The 14,972-nt window shown below is 59.4% G+C and carries 13 protein-coding genes and 1 tRNA gene; 11 read left to right on the top strand and 3 right to left on the bottom strand.

The features are described 5' to 3' along the window. The first annotated feature begins 27 nt into the window (after positions 1-27). The 4 genes from AC3IUF_RS00885 to AC3IUF_RS00900 are packed head-to-tail and all read left to right on the top strand — an operon-like array spanning position 28 to position 3,196. The gene (locus AC3IUF_RS00885; RefSeq protein WP_489280101.1) at positions 28-1,707 is read left to right on the top strand and encodes a vWA domain-containing protein; all 1,680 of its coding nucleotides are present in this window, start codon (positions 28-30) and stop codon (positions 1,705-1,707) included. 30 nt (positions 1,708-1,737) lie between these two features. Then, positions 1,738-2,319, top strand: a complete 582-nt coding sequence (locus AC3IUF_RS00890; RefSeq protein WP_489281585.1) for an RNA polymerase sigma factor — start codon at positions 1,738-1,740, stop codon at positions 2,317-2,319. Beyond that, complete coding sequence (locus tag AC3IUF_RS00895) at positions 2,316-2,912, top strand: hypothetical protein (protein ID WP_489280102.1); 597 nt, start codon at positions 2,316-2,318, stop codon at positions 2,910-2,912. Before AC3IUF_RS00890 ends, AC3IUF_RS00895 begins: the two co-directional genes overlap by 4 nt. A 20-nt stretch (positions 2,913-2,932) precedes the next feature. Beyond that, positions 2,933-3,196, top strand: a complete 264-nt coding sequence (locus AC3IUF_RS00900) for a hypothetical protein (RefSeq protein WP_489280103.1) — start codon at positions 2,933-2,935, stop codon at positions 3,194-3,196. Between the two features lie 78 nt (positions 3,197-3,274). Here AC3IUF_RS00900 and AC3IUF_RS00905 read toward each other — a convergent pair. Beyond that, positions 3,275-3,351, bottom strand: a tRNA-Arg gene (locus AC3IUF_RS00905). Positions 3,352-3,793: 442 nt separating this feature from the next. On the opposite strand from AC3IUF_RS00905, the gene gabD reads away from it, so the two are divergent. From gabD to AC3IUF_RS00920, 3 genes are all read left to right on the top strand, one after another. Then, positions 3,794-5,236: an NADP-dependent succinate-semialdehyde dehydrogenase gene (gene gabD, locus AC3IUF_RS00910; protein ID WP_489280104.1), complete on the top strand. Its 1,443-nt coding sequence runs from the start codon at positions 3,794-3,796 to the stop codon at positions 5,234-5,236. A 185-nt stretch (positions 5,237-5,421) separates the two neighbouring features. Further along, the gene (gene gabT, locus AC3IUF_RS00915; RefSeq protein WP_007917687.1) at positions 5,422-6,699 is read left to right on the top strand and encodes a 4-aminobutyrate--2-oxoglutarate transaminase; all 1,278 of its coding nucleotides are present in this window, start codon (positions 5,422-5,424) and stop codon (positions 6,697-6,699) included. A gap of 140 nt (positions 6,700-6,839) precedes the next feature. Then, entirely contained in the window at positions 6,840-8,051 is a 1,212-nt protein-coding gene (locus tag AC3IUF_RS00920) for a response regulator (protein WP_007917686.1), read from the top strand. A gap of 50 nt (positions 8,052-8,101) precedes the next feature. Here AC3IUF_RS00920 and AC3IUF_RS00925 read toward each other — a convergent pair whose 3' ends face one another. Both AC3IUF_RS00925 and desA read right to left on the bottom strand, forming a co-directional pair. Next, positions 8,102-9,091 (bottom strand): GGDEF domain-containing protein, encoded by a 990-nt coding sequence (locus tag AC3IUF_RS00925; protein WP_007917685.1) that lies wholly within the window; start codon positions 9,089-9,091, stop codon positions 8,102-8,104. Positions 9,092-9,233: 142 nt separating this feature from the next. Next, on the bottom strand, positions 9,234-10,418 hold the full coding sequence (desA, locus tag AC3IUF_RS00930; protein ID WP_007917684.1) for a delta-9 fatty acid desaturase DesA: 1,185 nt from the start codon (positions 10,416-10,418) through the stop codon (positions 9,234-9,236). A gap of 146 nt (positions 10,419-10,564) precedes the next feature. Here desA and dibA point away from each other — a divergent pair, with 146 nt between their 5' ends. From dibA to cysT, 4 genes are all read left to right on the top strand, one after another. Continuing rightward, positions 10,565-12,484, top strand: coding sequence for a phosphodiesterase DibA (gene dibA / locus AC3IUF_RS00935; protein ID WP_489280106.1), 1,920 nt, complete (start codon positions 10,565-10,567; stop codon positions 12,482-12,484). Between the two features lie 252 nt (positions 12,485-12,736). Next, on the top strand, positions 12,737-12,919 hold the full coding sequence (oscA, locus tag AC3IUF_RS00940) for a sulfur starvation response protein OscA (protein ID WP_007917682.1): 183 nt from the start codon (positions 12,737-12,739) through the stop codon (positions 12,917-12,919). A gap of 147 nt (positions 12,920-13,066) precedes the next feature. Next, a complete protein-coding gene (locus tag AC3IUF_RS00945; RefSeq protein ID WP_489280108.1) occupies positions 13,067-14,080 on the top strand; it encodes a sulfate ABC transporter substrate-binding protein in 1,014 nt (337 codons plus the stop codon). 70 nt (positions 14,081-14,150) lie between these two features. Further along, complete coding sequence (cysT, locus tag AC3IUF_RS00950; protein ID WP_007917680.1) at positions 14,151-14,969, top strand: sulfate ABC transporter permease subunit CysT; 819 nt, start codon at positions 14,151-14,153, stop codon at positions 14,967-14,969. The last annotated feature ends 3 nt before the right edge of the window (positions 14,970-14,972 follow it).

Below are 14,972 nucleotides of genomic sequence, written 5' to 3' on the forward strand. Positions count from 1 at the left end.
CTCAATTTCATCCCGAGGTCAGCCCCCATGTCTCTTCCTTTTTTGCGTCCTGTTGCGGTTGCTGTGCTGCTGGCGCTCGCCGGTTGCGGTGCTTCGTCCACGCCCGATTCCGCTGCTGTGCCAGCGCCTGCGCAGCCTGAGGTGCTGGTTCAACAGGAAGCCGTGATGGCTGACAGCTCAATGGCCAAACGCGCGCTGTACAGGATGCCCAATGCGGGCAGCGCGCCGATGCCGTTGAGTGAAAGTTATCCACAGAGCTATCGCGACGAGCAGCGCGAGCAGTATCAGACGTTGGCTGATAACCCGATCCACAGCGTCGCCGAGACGCCGGTTTCGACTTTCAGTGCCGACGTCGATACGGGCGCTTATGCCAACGTCCGCCGCTTGCTCAATCAGGGCCGACTGCCGCCGGAAGGCGCGGTGAGGCTGGAGGAACTGGTCAATTACTTCCCCTACGACTACGCGCTGCCCAGTGATGGCTCGCCCTTCGGCGTGACCACCGAACTGGCCGCTTCACCGTGGAACCCGCACACGCGCTTGCTGCGCATCGGCATCAAGGCCTCCGACCGAGCCGTGGCGGAACTGGCCCCGGCCAATCTGGTATTTCTGGTCGACGTGTCCGGCTCGATGGATCGCCGCGAAGGCCTGCCGATGGTCAAAAGCACGCTGAAATTGTTGGTCGATCAGTTGCGCGATCAAGATCGCGTGTCTTTGGTGGTGTATGCCGGCGAATCGAGAGTGGTGCTGGAGCCTACTTCCGGACGGGAGAAAGCGAAAATTCGTACAGCCATTGAACAATTGACTGCCGGCGGTTCGACCGCTGGTGCTTCCGGTATCGAATTGGCCTACCAAATGGCACAGCAAGCTTTCATCCCCAAAGGCATCAACCGCATCCTCTTGGCCACCGATGGCGACTTCAATGTCGGCGTCAGCGACTTCGACAGCCTCAAGCAAATGGCTGTGGATAAACGCCAAAGCGGAATTTCGCTGACGACCCTGGGTTTTGGTGTGGATAACTACAATGAGCACTTGATGGAACAACTGGCCGACGCCGGCGACGGTAACTACGCCTACATTGATAATCTGCGCGAGGCGCGCAAAGTGCTGGTGGATCAGTTGAGTTCGACCCTCGCCGTGGTGGCGCAAAACGTCAAACTGCAGGTGGAATTCAACCCGGCACAGGTCAGTGAATATCGACTGCTCGGCTACGAAAACCGTGCGTTGAAGCGTGAGGATTTCAGCAATGACAAAGTCGATGCCGGCGAAATCGGCGCAGGACACACGGTGACCGCGCTGTACGAAATTGTTCCGGCGGGTGAGAAAGGCTGGCTGGAGCCGCTGCGTTACGGCAAATCTGACGCCGCTGTTTCGACAAAGAGCGGAGAATTGGCAATGCTGCGTGTGCGTTATCAACAGCCCGAAGGTGGGAAAAGTCTGCTGATCGAACGGCCGATTACCAATCAGGTTGCACCGGCCAGCGAAGACTTGCGCTTTGCCGCTGCCGTTGCTGCGTTTTCCCAACAGCTTAAGGATGGTCGCTATACCGGCGACTTCAGCCTGAAAGACACCGAAGCACTGGCCCGTGGCGCTCGTGGCGATGATCGCTTCGGTCTGCGCAACGAGTTCGTGCAACTGGTCGAATTGGCGCAAAGTCTGCGCACATCGAGTGCTTCGAACGCGCTGGCCACTGAACGACGGATTGAATAAGTGAGTCGTCTGAAAGGCTTCATCAGCCAGCTGTTTGCCTCGGCAGACAGCTCAACCGCCAGCAGCGATGAATCGCTGCTGGCGCGTTATCGCGAGGGCGACGGCGCCGCTTTCGAGATTTTGTACGCGCGCCATCGCCAAGGCCTGTACCGGTTTCTGCTCGGGTTGAGCGGCAAACCGGAACTGGCCGACGAAGTATTTCAGGAGACCTGGCTGAGCCTGATCCGCAGCACCAGTCAGCCGCAAGGCCGGGCGACATTTCGTACATGGCTGTTCCAGATTGCCCGCAATCGCTTGATCGATCATTGGCGCAAACACGGCGCCCGACAACCGCTGCACGACAGCTATGACGAGCAAAATCACGCGGTCAGCGATGAGGCGAATGATCCCGAACAACTGTTCACTCTCAGCCGCGACAGCCAACGCCTGGACAGCGCCCTGCAAACCCTGCCCGCCGACCAGCGCGAAGTGTTCCTGCTGCGCGCCCACGGCGACCTCGACCTGGCACAAATCGCCAGCCTCACCGAAGCACCGCTGGAAACCGTTAAAAGCCGTTTGCGCTACGCCCAGCAAAAACTGCGTCGGCTGCTGGCCGAGGAGGTACTGACATGACTGACGCCCGCCAGACACCCGAAGATCCGCTGATCAAGCATGTACGCGAACAGCACAATGCCGAACCGCCAGCGCACATTGATGCGTTGATCCTCAACGCTGCGCAGCGTCAAACCCCGGCGCCGAAACCAACCGTGTGGCAACGCTGGCTGGATGTCTGCCGCAAACCACGTTGGCAAGTCGCATTCGCCAGTCTTGTTGGCGTCGCCCTGATGTTGTCACTGGTCCAGCGCGCCCCCGAGCCGCAAGCGCAATTCGACTTCGCCCCCGCCCCTAGGCTTGCTGTACCCATGACCGAAACGGACTCAGCGCAGTTGCACCGATTGTCCGCCCCGGCCGGCGCCATGCCGGCACCTGTGCCGATGATGGAAATGGCCGCGCCGATGCAAGATCAAGCGATCAGCGCCGATGAAACCAGACTCAGCAAACGCGCCACCGCCCCGGCCAATGGCCTCGACGCACAACTGCGCGAAGTCCTGCGCCTGCGCGAAGCCGGCCAGTCACAAGCCGCCGACAGCCTGTTCAACAACCTGCACAAACGCTACCCGAACGCCGATCTCGACGCCCGACTCGAACAGTTGCAGAAAAAATGACCGCCTGATCCCCCAGCCATTTGGCATTACCCTGCAAAAACGCGCACTATCGGGCTATTGCCAATGCGCTGGAGGACAACGTGGCAGCAAAAATTGACCGCATCGCCCAACTCCTCAACTGCCCGGACAAGGGTGAAGAGATGCGGCGCGCGATTACTGAGGCACGTAAGGAATTTCTGCTTAACCAGTCGCAAGAAGATGTCGTTGATGAAGACGACGTTTTTGAGGAGGTTGAGGAGGAAGACGACGATGATTACGATGAGTTTGACTGGACGACGGAGTGACGTCGTTCCAGCCCTTTTTGCATCGCTCACAAAAAAGCCCCGGACCATCACAGTCCGGGGCTTTCTCGTTTAAATCAATGGCGCACCAGGCGGGATTCGAACCCACGACCCCTGCCTTCGGAGGGCAGTACTCTATCCAGCTGAGCTACTGGTGCAGCGGGCGACATCATACCTAGGTCGGCTCGGGGCGTCCATGCTGGGTTTTGGCACGGATTGTCAGTGCGCGTGTCGGCGCAAATCGCTGCATTCCATAAAGCGGTAACGTCCTGCAAAACCCTCGCTTGGCGCTTTCACGGGACTGATCTATGGTTCTGTTGCCGCGAGGGCTTTTGGCTCGTTGATCTGAAAAATTCCACAAACGCGGCGTTTTTGTTCTTTTTTTCGAACGACCTATTGTCCTTTAACCCCTTTGATCCTACGATCCGTTTGAGATTTCAAACGCTCGTTGACCGGGCGTTGAGGCGCCGGTGTTTCGAATCGTGCACTGTCGATGCGCCACACCCGGTCACTGATTTCCCTGACGGCAGCCTTGCGAGGCGCCTTTCTACAATCATAATTTGCTCCGCGCAGGCCGCGGTGCTGTTAAGGAAAGCCGACATGCAGCTTAAAGACACCCAGTTGTTCCGCCAGCAAGCCTTCATTGATGGCGCTTGGGTCGATGCGGACAACGGTCAGACGATCAAGGTCAATAACCCGGCCACCGGCGAAATCCTCGGCACCGTGCCGAAGATGGGCGCTGCCGAAACCCGCCGTGCCATTGAAGCCGCTGACAAAGCGCTGCCGGCCTGGCGTGCACTGACCGCCAAGGATCGTGCGAACAAGCTGCGTCGCTGGTTCGAACTGATCATCGAGAACCAGGACGACCTCGCTCGCCTGATGACGCTCGAGCAGGGCAAGCCGCTGGCCGAAGCCAAAGGCGAAATCGTTTACGCCGCTTCGTTCATCGAATGGTTCGCCGAAGAAGCCAAGCGCATCTACGGTGACGTGATTCCGGGTCACCAGCCAGACAAGCGTCTGATCGTTATCAAGCAGCCAATCGGCGTTACTGCGGCCATCACCCCGTGGAACTTCCCGGCGGCGATGATCACCCGCAAGGCCGGTCCAGCGCTGGCTGCCGGTTGCACCATGGTGCTCAAGCCTGCTTCGCAAACTCCATTCTCCGCATTCGCCCTGGCCGAACTGGCTCAGCGCGCGGGCATTCCTGCGGGCGTGTTCAGCGTAGTGTCCGGCAGCGCCGGCGATATCGGCAGCGAGCTGACCAGCAACCCGATCGTGCGCAAACTGTCCTTCACCGGTTCGACCGAAATCGGTCGTCAACTGATGTCGGAATGTGCCAAGGACATCAAGAAAGTCTCGCTGGAACTGGGCGGCAACGCGCCGTTCATCGTGTTCGACGACGCGGACCTGGATAAGGCCGTCGAAGGCGCGATCATTTCCAAGTACCGCAACAACGGCCAGACCTGCGTCTGCGCCAACCGTCTGTACATCCAGGATTCGGTCTACGACGCGTTCGCCGAGAAGCTGAAAGTGGCTGTGGCGAAACTGAAGATCGGCAACGGTCTGGAAGACGGCACCACCACTGGCCCACTGATCGACGAAAAAGCCGTGGCCAAGGTGCAAGAGCACATCGCTGACGCTGTAGCCAAAGGTGCCACCGTGCTGGCTGGCGGCAAGGCGATGGAAGGCAACTTCTTCGAGCCGACCATCCTCACCAACGTGCCGAAAAACGCCGCCGTAGCCAAGGAAGAAACCTTCGGTCCGCTGGCGCCGCTGTTCCGCTTCAAAGATGAAGCCGAAGTGATCGCGATGTCCAATGACACCGAGTTCGGTCTGGCTTCGTACTTCTATGCTCGCGACCTCGGTCGTGTGTTCCGCGTCGCTGAAGCGCTGGAATACGGCATGGTCGGCGTCAACACCGGGCTGATCTCCAACGAAGTCGCGCCGTTCGGCGGCATCAAGGCCTCGGGCCTGGGCCGTGAAGGCTCCAAGTACGGCATCGAAGATTACCTGGAAATCAAATACCTCTGCCTGGGCATCTAACCTCGGACAAGGATCGCTGCAAACGCAAAGGGCACGAGAGCGCTGTCCCTTTGCGTCGTTTCAAACCGGAATTTTCTCTGCGGCCAGGAACGCCGTGGCAGTCGATCATCGCATGCTGCCACCGTCGATTTCTCCCGCTTAATCCTTGAACCACGCCGCCCGATGAGCGGCGAATGAGGACTGTAATGAGCAAGACTAACGCTGAACTGATGGCCCGTCGTACCGCAGCTGTTCCACGTGGTGTTGGCCAGATTCACCCGATCTTCGCTGAGTCCGCGAAGAACGCTACCGTGACTGACGTTGAAGGTCGTGAGTTCATCGACTTCGCTGGCGGCATCGCGGTACTGAACACCGGCCACGTACACCCGAAAATCATCGCCGCCGTGACCGAACAGCTGAACAAGCTGACCCACACTTGCTTCCAGGTGCTGGCTTACGAGCCGTACGTTGAGCTGTGCGAAAAAATCAACGCCAAGGTGCCAGGTGATTTCGCCAAGAAAACCCTGCTGGTCACCACCGGTTCCGAAGCCGTGGAAAACGCCGTAAAAATCGCCCGTGCCGCCACTGGCCGCGCTGGCGTGATCGCTTTCACCGGCGCTTACCACGGTCGCACCATGATGACCCTGGGCCTGACCGGTAAAGTCGTGCCGTACTCGGCCGGCATGGGCCTGATGCCTGGCGGCATCTTCCGCGCGCTGTACCCGAACGAACTGCACGGCGTGAGCATCGACGACTCGATCGCTTCCATCGAGCGCATCTTCAAGAACGACGCTGAGCCGAAAGACATCGCCGCGATCATCATCGAACCTGTTCAGGGTGAAGGTGGTTTCTACGTCGCGCCGAAAGAATTCATGAAGCGCCTGCGCGCCCTGTGCGACCAGCACGGCATTCTGCTGATCGCTGACGAAGTACAAACCGGCGCTGGCCGTACCGGTACGTTCTTCGCCATGGAGCAGATGGGCGTTGCTGCCGACCTGACCACCTTCGCCAAATCCATCGCTGGCGGCTTCCCGCTGGCCGGTGTTTGCGGCAAGGCCGAATACATGGACGCCATCGCACCAGGCGGCCTGGGCGGCACCTACGCTGGTAGCCCGATCGCTTGCGCCGCGGCCCTGGCCGTAATGGAAGTGTTCGAAGAAGAGCAACTGCTGGACCGCTGCAAGGCTGTCGGCGAGCGTCTGGTCACTGGCCTGAAAGCTATCCAGGCCAAGTACCCGGTCATCGGCGAAGTTCGTGCGCTGGGCGCGATGATCGCGGTCGAGTTATTCGAAAACGGCGACAGCCACAAGCCGAACGCTGCTGCTGTAGCGTCGGTGGTGGCCAAGGCGCGCGACAAGGGCCTGATCCTGCTGTCCTGCGGCACCTACGGCAACGTTCTGCGCGTCCTCGTACCGCTGACTTCGCCGGACGAGCAACTGGACAAAGGTCTGGCGATCATCGAAGAGTGCTTCTCGGAGCTGTAAGCCGCGCACTGTGTGATCGGATAGACAAAAAAACCCGCTTCGGCGGGTTTTTTTTCGCCCCGTGAACATATCAATTGCTTTTGCGCTGTATCGAAAGGCCAGCATTGGCTAAGGTTCAGGCATTGCAAGGGAGAGCGCGCATGACTGCCGTTGATTTACCCGCCGTACCCCGAGTGCTGATTGCCGAGGCCGATCCGTGGTCCCGGGACCTGCTCAAACAAGTGCTTCTGAACGTGCGTTGCGATGCGCGGATAGACTTGTGCGCCGACGGGCAGCAAGCCCTGTCATTGCTCAGTGAAGTGCCGTATGACCTGGCGATCGTCGATTGGGAGTTGCCCGGCATCGACGGTTTGAGCGTGCTGCGCAGCGTGCGTCAGCGCAAACGCAACCCACCGTTGCCGTTCATCCTGATGAGCAGCCGCAACGACAGCGCCAGTGTGCGTGAAGCGATTCCGTTGGCGCCCACGGCCTACCTGACCAAACCACTGAACATGGAAAGCCTGACCGAGCGTTTGCAGGGTTTACTGCTGAATGCCGGTGAAGAGGTGTTCTGTGAGGTGCCGGCATTGGCACCGGGCATGACCTTGTCGATATTCCTTGAACGCCGCCGCGAGCAGGCCGACGGCGCGCCGTTGATGACCGATGTGCAGGTGGCGGTAAAGCGCAGCCTCAATCCCAATGGCCTCGATCTGAAACTGTTGGAAGATGAGATCAAAACCGACCCACAAATCACTGCAGTGCTGATCGCTGCGGCCAACAGCGCGGCGCAGCACCACGGTGCACCGGTTCAAACGCTCGCTCAAGCCCTGCATCGCCTGGGCACCGGGCAGAGCATGAACCTGATTCTGGGGCTGGCACTCAAGCGCAGCGCCAAGCTCAGCGATCCTTGTCTGGCGGACTACGCCGAGCGTTACTGGGGCTTGTCTCTGCACACCGCTGAATACGCGCGCACCTTGGCACGCTTACTCGATCTCGATCAGGAGCGCTGTTACTGCGCGGGTATGCTCCATCGCCTGGGTGATCTGGCGTTGCTGCGTTGTCTGCAGGAGTGGCAGCAGGCCGGCGGTGCGCTGGATGAGTGGGAGGAGGTCGGCGAGGCGCTGGCGGAGTTTGGCGCGGCTTATGGTTCGGCGTTGCGCACCCGCTGGCGATTGCCGCTGGAGCTGCGTGAGCTGATTGCGTCGGTGTACCAGCTCGGCGGCGGGGTGTATTCCCGTGAGGCGCTGGTGATGAACATGGCGGCGCAGATGGCCCGCTTGACCGAGCATGAGGGCGTTGAGGAGTTGGCGAAGAGCCGCACGGCGCGGTTGCTAAAGATCGGGCTGCCGGAGTTGATGCGGATGCGCAAATAACCTGACTTACGCAAACCCCGCAATGGATCTCTGTGTAGCTGAGATACGGGTCAGGCAGAAATGATGCGGTTCTTGCCCTGTCGCTTGGCCTCATACATCGCCGCATCCGCGCGGGCGAACAGGCTGTCGAGGTTTTCGTCTTCCCCGGTAAGGCTGGTCAGCCCCTGGCTCACGGTGATGCCGAACGTCTGGCCGTCATGGCTGAAGCTCAAACGCTGAATCTCCTGCTGCAGCCGCTCGGCCACCTGCATGGCCATGTCCGGCGCACAACCGGGAAACACTGCGGCAAACTCTTCGCCGCCAATCCGCCCGAACAGATCGCCCCGGCGCAACGAGCCGCGTCCGCACTCGGCAATCCGCTGCAGAACATTATCGCCCTCCGGGTGGCCGTAGGTGTCATTGATCATTTTGAAATCATCGATATCCAGCAGCAGAAAGGCCATTTGTGCGCCCTGCACCTTCGCTACTTCGAACTCGCGATTGGCGCACTCGAAGAAGTGCCGGCGATTGCTGCTTTGGGTCAGCACGTCGGTGGTCGCCAGACGGTGCAACTCGGTTTCCATCTGCTTCTTGTCGGTGATGTCTTCGGCGATGCCGACGATGATCACCGGTTGCCCCGGCTCGTCCTGACGGTTGATGAAGCACTTATCGCTGAGCCAGCGCACCTGGCCGTCGGCGGCGATGATCCGGTATTCGCGATCTTCCACCGCGCCTCTGTGCAGGACTTCGGCGAGGCTGCGTTCGGCGTATTCCAGATCGTCGGGGTAGATGCTGTCGCGCCATTGGTTGTAGTCGGCGAGGAGGAGGCCGGCGGAGCGGCCGAAAATCCGTTCATAGGCGGGGCTGACATACAGCACCTGCCGGGTTTCCCAGTTGAAGGCCCAGAGCACAGCGTTGACGCTGACCAATAAGGAGCTGAACAGCTGTTCGCGTTCGCTCAAACGGGCGACTTCGCCTTGGGCATGCATCAACGCCATGAGCGTTTGTGCAGCCTCGGGCCACTTCGGTAAGGATGAGTCTTTTTGATTGTTATTGACCATCGGCACAGATCTCAAAGGCGTGCCGCAATTCGACAACGGCCACAGTACAGCCCGCCGGGATGGCGAAGTGTCTTTGAGATAGGCGATTTTTAGCGAAGTTCCGAAGGGTGCACCCGGGAGCCGGGTGCACCGATCAACGGTCTCAGGCGGCTGCAGGGCGCAGCGAGTAGGTTTTCAACTGGTCGGCGAATTCACGCAGGGACTGGATACCGCTGGCTTCGGCCTCGTGAATCCACTCTTTGATGGCGGCGAGCATGTCGTGGCCATTTGCGCTGGTCTTGACCCAGATCTGCTGCAGGGCCAAGCGTTTCTCGTAAATTACCTTCAGCGCCTGGCTGTGCTCGAGCATGGTCTGGATGCGCAAGTGATGACGATCTTCCAGCAGGCTGGTTTCCCGCGACAGCAGACGCTTGGCGCGGTGGAACTGATGACGCACCGAATGATCGACCTTGGCCAGCTCTTGCTTGACCAGCGGGCCGATCACCAATTTGCGGTACTGGGCCATGATCTGGAAGCGGTTGTTGAGGATGGCCATGGCGGTGTCCATGTCCAGATTGCCCTTGCCTTCGACGCGGTGGGCGATCGGCGCCACGCGCTGAACCTTGGCCAGACGCAGGAAGCTGAAGACTTTGATCCACGCCCAACCGAGGTCGAACTCCCACTTCTTCACCGACAGCTTGGCCGAGTTAGGGTAGGTGTGATGGTTGTTATGCAGTTCTTCGCCGCCGATCAGGATGCCCCACGGCACCAGATTGGTGGCTGCGTCGCGGCATTCGAAGTTGCGATAGCCGACCGCATGGCCCAGACCGTTGATCACGCCGGCGGCCCACACCGGGATCCACATCATCTGGATCGCCCAGATGGTGATGCCGATGGTGCCGAACAGCAGCAGGTCGATGACGCCCATGATCGCCACGCCCAACAGCGGGTAGCGGCTGTAGACGTTGCGCTCGATCCAGTCTTCGGGGCAGTTCTTGCCGTAGATGCGCAGGGTTTCCGGGTTTTGCGCTTCGGCGCGATACAGCTCGGCGCCGGTGCGCAGCACGGTGGAAAGGCCTTTGATGACCGGGCTGTGCGGGTCGTCTTCGGTTTCGCACTTGGCGTGATGTTTACGGTGGATGGCGGTCCACTCGCGGGTGTTCTGCGCCGTGGTCAGCCACAACCAGAAACGGAAAAAGTGCTTCAGGCCAGCATTCAGCTCCAGCGAGCGATGGGCCGAGTAGCGGTGCAGATAGACCGTGACGGCGACAATTGTCACGTGGGTCATCAGCAGGGTGACTGCGACCAGAGACCAGGCCGACAAGCCAAGAAAACCTTCGTACCACATAGGCTATAGGGCCCTCGATAAAGATAAAAACAGCCGTTGCATTATCACCAAGCACACAGATAAAACCAGTCGCCCTTTCAGATAAGAGTCGCTGGATGTTTCTTGACCTATAATTCCAACCTTTTTGTAGGGACATGGACAGTCGAATGCCTGCCACTTACCGCGATGCTTTGCGTGCAGCGCTGCTTTATCTCGTGCTTGCTGCTGTCTGGCTGCAGGGCACTGATCATTTATTAAACAATTTCTTCGATAACTCCGTCGATCTTGCCCGATGGCAACTGATCAACGGTTACGTCTTCGCGGCGTTCAGCGCCGGGCTGATTTTCCTGGCGCGGGCGCGATTGTGCGAGTTTCTCGGAATAGGTGCGCGTTTGCGCGAACGCCACGCCGACCGCGAACGCCTGCGTCAAGCGGCGGCGGTCTTCGATTGCACCCGCGAAGGGGTGCTGGTGACCAACCATCAGGGGCTGATCGTGCACGTCAATCGTGCGTTCATCGAGATCACCGGTTATCAGCGTGAAGAAGTCCTCGGGCAGCAGCCGAGCCTGTTCAAGTCGGGCCATCATCCGCCGGGATTTTATCAGGCGATGTTTGCCACTCTGGAATCGCAGGGCGAATGGAGCGGCGAAATCTGGAACCGCCGAAAAAGCGGCGAGATTTATCCACAGTGGCAGACCATTCGGGTCATTCACGATGATCAGGGCCGGCGCAGCCATTACGTCGCGGTGTTTTCAGACATTAGTGCGATCAAGGATTCCGAGCATGAGCTCAAACACCTCGCGCACCACGATCCGCTGACCGATCTGCCCAATCGGCTGCTGTTCAGCGATCGCGCTGAACAGGCACTGGCCTCGGCGCAAAACCACAAGCGCGGTTGTGCACTGCTGATGCTTGATCTCGATCACTTCAAAATGATCAACGACAGCCTCGGCCATAACATCGGCGATCGCTTGCTCAAGGCCGTGGCAGCGCGCTTGCAGGCGCTGTTCGGCCCCGGCATTACGCTGGCGCGTCTCGGTGGTGATGAGTTCGCCGTACTGGCGGAAAGTTGTCCACAGCCGGTGCAGGCCGCAGCGCTGGCGCAACGGATTCTCGATGCACTGAAGGAGCCGTTCAGCATTGACGGCAATCAGTTGTTCATCAACGGCAGCCTCGGCATCAGCCTGTTCCCCAGTGACGCGTTGAGCGCCGAACAACTGTTGCGCAATGCCGACGCGGCGTTGTTCAAGGCCAAGAGCAGCGGCCGCAACGGGTACGCCTTGTACACCGAAGAACTCACCGCCCACGCCCAGCAACGGGTGGAAATCGCTTTCGAACTGCGCCGGGCGCTGGAGCAACGGGAATTGCGGGTGTTCTACCAGCCTGTACATGACTTGAAGACCAGTCGCTTGATCGGTGTTGAAGCCTTGGTGCGTTGGCAGCATCCGCAGCGCGGTCTGGTGTCGCCGGCGGAATTCATCCCGATTGCCGAGCGCACCGGGCTGATTGCCGAAATCGACGCGTGGGTGATGCAGCAGGCGTGTCGGCAGATGTGTGAGTGGCAACAGGCCGGGGTGGTGCTGTCGTTTGTCGCGGTCAATGTTTCGTCGCGGTTGTTCGCCCGGCGCGAGTTGTACCAGCAGGTGGCGCAGGTGCTGCACGACACCGGGCTGGATCCGGCGTATCTGGAGCTTGAAGTCACTGAAAGCGCGGTAATGGACGATCCGGAAGTGGCGCTGGAGCAGATGCATCGTTTGCGTGAATTGGGTATTCGTCTGGCCATCGATGATTTTGGTACCGGGTATTCATCGCTGTTGCGGCTCAAGCGCTTGCCGGTGCAGAAGCTGAAAATCGATCAGGGTTTTGTTGCCGGCTTGCCTTGGGACGAGGATGACGCAGCGATCGTGCGGGTGATCATCGCGCTGGCCCGGAGCATGGGCATGCAGGTGCATGCCGAGGGTATCGAGCAGGTTGAGCAGGCGGCGTTTTTGCTGGAGCAGGAATGTGATCTGGGGCAGGGGTATTGGTTTGGGCGGCCGGTTCAAGCGCAGGAGATTGATTGGGCAAGAACACCGGTGATTGGTTAAAAGATCAAAAGATCGTCCGATCGCGGCCCGAGCCTTCGGCAGCTCCTGCACCGATCCCTGTAGGAGCTGCCGAAGGCTGCGATCTTTTGCTCCACCAACGCGCAAACCCTTGCCGTGCCACATAATGTTTTCTGGTTATATAAACATTCTTAAATAGTCTTTTTAAGAATATCCGCGCCTCTCTTATATTGCTTCCACGCCGAACGCAGTGCCGCCCACTGCCAGGCAAATCCCATTCAAAGGAGCAGCACCATGAGCGCATCCCTTCGCAGCGTTGACGGTCAGGACGAAAGCACCATTTTGCGTGAAATCCAGAGCGCCCTGCGCGATCTGCGTTTCGGCGCGGTGGAGATCACTGTGCACAACGCGCAAGTCGTACAGATCGAACGCAAAGAGAAATTCCGTTTGCAGCAACCGGGTAAACAACCGGGCTGAGTTGAAGATCAAAAGATCGCAGCCTGCGGCAGCTCCTACAGGGGGCTGTGTGTAGGAGCTGCCGAAGGCTGCGATCTTTAGCCGGCACACCCGATTCCAGATATTCATAAGAAAAAGCCACCACCCAGAATTCCAGGAGCTTTCACCATGTCGTCGATTCGCCGTTACGCTTTGGCCGCCCTGGCCAGTGCTGTGTTTGCCGGTTCCGCGGTTGCCAAGGATTACGAACTGCTCAATGTGTCGTATGACCCGACGCGCGAGCTGTATCAGGACTACAACGCTGAATTCATCAAGTTCTGGCAGAAAGACCACGCTGGCGACACGGTGAAAATCCAGCAATCCCACGGCGGTTCGGGCAAACAGGGCCGTGCGGTGATCGACGGTCTGCGCGCTGACGTCGTGACCCTGGCCCTGGCCGGTGACATCGACGAAATCGCCAAACTCGGCAAGACCCTGCCTGCCGACTGGCAGAAGCGTCTGCCGGAAGCGAGCACGCCGTACACCTCGACCATCGTCTTCCTGGTGCGCAAGGGCAACCCGAAAGGCATCAAGGACTGGGGCGATCTGGTCAAGAACGACGTCTCGGTAATCACCCCTAATCCAAAAACCTCTGGCGGCGCACGCTGGAACTTCCTCGCCGCATGGGCCTACGGCCTGAAAGCCAACGGCGGTGACGAAGCCAAAGCCAAAGAATATGTGCAGACCCTGTTCAAGCACGTGCCGATCCTCGACACCGGTGCGCGCGGTTCGACCATCACCTTCGTCAACAACGGTCAGGGTGACGTGTTGCTGGCCTGGGAAAACGAAGCGTTCCTGGCGCTGAAAGAAGATGGCGGCGCCGACAAGTTCGACATCGTCGTACCTTCGCTGTCGATCCTCGCCGAGCCACCGGTGGCCGTGGTTGACAAGAACGCCGAGAAGAAGGGTAACGAGCAGATCGCCGAAGCTTATCTGAAGCACCTGTACAGCCCGGCTGGTCAGGAAATTGCCGCGAAAAACTTCTACCGTCCCCGTGACAAGGACGTGGCTGCCAAGTACGCCCAGCAGTTCCCGAAACTGGAACTGGTGACCATCGACAAGGACTTCGGCGGCTGGAAAGCCGCGCAACCGAAATTCTTCAACGACGGTGGCGTGTTCGACCAGATTTATCAGGCGCAGTAAGTTTTCATAGCCATAAACAAGCCCCGGATTTACCTTCGGGGCTTCGCGCGTTTTTTAACCAAGGACTTTTATGTCGCGTCGTATCTCCCCCGTCATACCCGGCTTCGGGCTGACGCTGGGCTACACCTTGGTGTACCTCAGCCTGATTGTGCTTATCCCGCTGGCGGCGATGTTCGTCCACGCCGCGCAACTTACCTGGGATCAGTTCTGGACGATCATTTCCGCACCACGGGTGCTGGCCGCGTTGAAGCTGAGCTTCGGCACCGCGCTGTGTGCGGCGATCATCAACGGCATCATCGGCACGCTGCTGGCCTGGGTGCTAGTGCGCTACACCTTCCCGGGGCGCAAGGTGATCGACGCGATGATCGATCTGCCGTTCGCCCTGCCGACAGCGGTGGCCGGTATCGCGCTGACCGCGCTGTATGCGCCGGCCGGTCTGGTCGGCCAATTCGCCGCTGACCTCGGTTTCAAAATCGCCTACACCCCGCTCGGTATCACTCTGGCGCTGACCTTCGTCACCCTACCGTTCGTGGTGCGCACGGTGCAGCCGGTGCTGGCCGACATTCCCCGTGAAGTCGAAGAAGCCGCCGCGTGCCTCGGTGCGAAGCCATGGCAGGTGTTTCGCCACATTCTGGTTCCGGCACTCCTGCCCGCCTGGCTGACCGGTTTTGCCCTGGCGTTCGCGCGTGGCGTCGGCGAGTACGGCTCGGTGATTTTCATCGCCGGCAACATGCCGATGAAAACCGAGATCCTGCCGCTGCTGATCATGGTCAAACTCGACCAATACGATTACACCGGCGCCACCGCCATCGGCGTATTGATGCTGGTGGTTTCCTTCGTCCTGTTGCTGCTGATCAACTTGCTGCAGCGGCGCATCGAAACCCCATAAGGA

The sequence above is a fragment of the Pseudomonas sp. KH_040 genome (assembly GCF_057839305.1).